The organism is Paraburkholderia sp. SIMBA_053, assembly GCF_046534895.1.
In the GTDB taxonomy this organism is placed as follows: Bacteria; Pseudomonadota; Gammaproteobacteria; order Burkholderiales; family Burkholderiaceae; genus Paraburkholderia; species Paraburkholderia caledonica.
Genome location: NZ_JAWRXU010000033.1, coordinates 1 through 2023, shown reverse-complemented (window position 1 = coordinate 2023; position 2023 = coordinate 1). Strand labels below are relative to the sequence as shown.

The window sequence follows — 2023 nt, the reverse complement described above, 5'->3', positions numbered from 1 at the left end:
TGTCAACGGCACTCAGGAATTGATACAGTTTCTGTCGGCATCGGCACTTCAGATTTGATACACCGGGTTGTAGTGTTATTGCGGTGCCGACCGCATTCCGTTGGCGGCGTTCTCCTTTGTTGTAGTCGATCTCTTCATGACCAGTCCGGCGCGCCGCTTGTCGCGTAGTCGATAGCTCTCGCCCTGGATCGCCACGACGTGAGCGTGATGCAATAGCCGGTCGAGCATGGCAGCAGTGAGCGTTGCGTCATCGGCGAACGTCTGGTCCCACTGCCCGAACGGAAGGTTGCTGGTCACGATCAGACTGCCACGCTCGTATCGTTTGGCGATCACCTGGAAGAACAGGTTGGCCTGCTCACGGCTCATCGGCAGGTATCCGATCTCATCGATGATCAACAGCCTGTACGGGTTGACGAATCGTTTTAGCGCGTCTCCCAGCTGGTTCTGTCGATGTGCCGTGGTCAGTATCATCAGCAGGTCCGCTGCGGTGATGAAGCGCACCTTGATCCCCGCTTGCGTTGCTGCATAACCAAGTGCCATTGCAATGTGCGTTTTGCCTGTGCCACTCGGTCCGAGTAATACGACGTTCTCGTTTCGCTCCAGAAACGTCAGACTTGCCAGCTCCTGGACCTGAGATCTGGGCACACCGCTGGCTGCTGCGAAGTCGAAGCCGTCGAGGGTCTTGATCGTCGGGAAGCCTGCCAGGCGTGCAAACGTCGCGCGCTGTCTGACGAGCCGTGCTGTGTGCTCGGCCTTTAGTACCGATTCGAGAAACTCTGTCAGGTTCACCTCGTCGGCGATCGCCTTTTGCGCCAGGTGTGGCAACGCGTCCGCGATGGTCGTGAGCTTCAGTTGGGCGCATAGCTGCGCCACGCGTTCGTGTGCGATGTTCATGCGGCAACCTGAATCAGCTGGTCGTACACCGACAGCGGGTGCTGTAGCGGAGACAGCCAGTCGTGGAATCGCTCGCGCAACTCTTGTCCGCTTGCTGGTGTCGTTGCTGGCAACAGCGCCGGATACGGTGGCGGTACGCTCTGCAAGGCCTTCTGCTCAATAAGCAGTTGCTCGCCTGGCTTCAAGCGGGTCGTTCCATGTATGCGGACATGCGCAACTTCGCGTAGCCAACGCCAGACTTCAGTGTTGGCGGTCGCCACGTCCAGTTCGACGTTGGCCGCCTTGAACTGAGCGGCCAACGGAACGTAGAAACTGCGGCGCAAATATCCGTTCATCCGTTCGACCTTGCCTTTGGTCTTCGCACGATAGGGCCGACAAAGCTCAGGCCGAAACCCGTAGTGTCGCGCGAAGTCGAGAAACCCCGGCTGGAAGCGGTGCTGCTTCGGACCGTATGCATCCCGCTCAATGACCACGGTCTTCATATTGTCGTACAGCGCACGGCGTGGCACACCGCCGAACCAGTTGAAACAGTTGACGTGACACCTCAGCAAAGTATCGAGCCGCATGTCGGAAACGAATTCGACGTAGGTCGCACGGCTATAGCCAAGAGTGGCTACGAATGCGAACAGATTCGCTCCTTTGCGTCTGCGGAACTCGACCCAGTCGACCTGCATCTGATCGCCCGCAGCAGTCTCGAATCGCACCAAAGGATCGGGCGCCGGTACAGGCCTCAATGTGGCAACGAACTTGCGCACGATTCTCTCGCCGCCATCGAATCCCTTCGACTGAATCTCGCGCCACAGAACTGTCGCTGGAATCCAGTCCGGTGCCGCTGACGCGATCCGTTCCCGAAGATAGGCTTCGAACGGTTTCAGTATCGACTCGCGCGGAGTCGCCGCGGGCCGAAACGTCGGCGCATCCTGCGTCGCCAGATACTTCCGCACAGTGTTGACGGAGCAGCCAACCTCACAAGCAATGGCACGCAGGCTCTTGCCCTGCTTGTGCAATATCCTGATCTGCATGTATCCCTCGTACGAGATCATCGCCGCTCAAAGCGGCCATTATCCCTTCGTCGAGGTGTATCAATTCCTCAGTGCCGACGTGTATCAATTTACAGGTGCCGATGACA

The 2023-nt window shown here is 58.2% G+C and carries 2 protein-coding genes; both read right to left on the bottom strand.

The features are described 5' to 3' along the window. Positions 1 to 75: 75 nt before the first annotated feature. Positions 76 to 894, bottom strand: coding sequence for an IS21-like element helper ATPase IstB (gene istB, locus SB753_RS34310; protein ID WP_020070523.1), 819 nt, complete (start codon positions 892 to 894; stop codon positions 76 to 78). Continuing rightward, positions 891 to 1937, bottom strand: a complete 1047-nt coding sequence (gene istA, locus SB753_RS34305; protein WP_408493525.1) for an IS21 family transposase — start codon at positions 1935 to 1937, stop codon at positions 891 to 893. Before istA ends, istB begins: the two co-directional genes overlap by 4 nt. Positions 1938 to 2023 lie beyond the last annotated feature (86 nt).